The sequence below is a fragment of the Vibrio sp. YT-19(2023) genome (assembly GCF_033337395.1).
This window is the reverse complement of the sequence record NZ_JAWOQN010001006.1, coordinates 1-546: the sequence shown is the minus strand read 5'-3', so window position 1 is coordinate 546 and position 546 is coordinate 1. Positions and strand designations below refer to the sequence as shown.

Below are 546 nucleotides of genomic sequence, written 5' to 3'. Positions count from 1 at the left end.
TCAACGCCCAAGCTCTCTGGTGTGATCGTGTCGAGGGGCTTACGTTTGGCCTTCATGATATTAGGTAGGGAAGCGAAGCGAGGCTCGTTTAAACGCAAATCAGTGCTGATCACCGCTGGCAAGTTCATTGCTACCGTCATCAATCCACCATCGACTTCTCGCACCACCTGCACTTTGTGATCTTCAATTTTACATCCGATGCAAATGTTGCTTGTGGCCAATCAAGCAAAGCGGCCAGCATCTGCGCGACTTGGTTGTTGTCCGTATCGATCGATTGTTTGCCGGTGATCACCAACTGAGCTTGCTCTTGCTCAACAATCGCTTTGAGCAACTTAGACACCACGCGCGGCTCCATCTTGTCACAATGTCAGGAACAATTGCGCACGGCCCTAGCACTAGGAGCAGATCGCGCGATTCATATCGACACGGCGGACAAGATTGAGCCGCTGGTGGTGTCCAAGTTGCTCATAGTAATTGTTGAACAAGAGCAAGCCCAACTGTTGATCACCGGCAAACAATCAATCGATACGGACATCAACCAAATCT

Annotated in this window: 2 pseudogenes; one reads left to right on the top strand and one right to left on the bottom strand. The window is 50.2% G+C overall.

The annotated features are described in order from the left end of the window. A pseudogene (locus tag R7E78_RS29700) lies at window positions 1–340 on the bottom strand (electron transfer flavoprotein subunit beta/FixA family protein); the annotation flags it as partial. A 28-nt stretch (window positions 341–368) separates the two neighbouring features. Here R7E78_RS29700 and R7E78_RS29695 point away from each other — a divergent pair. Further along, window positions 369–546: pseudogene (locus R7E78_RS29695) on the top strand (electron transfer flavoprotein subunit beta/FixA family protein); the annotation flags it as partial.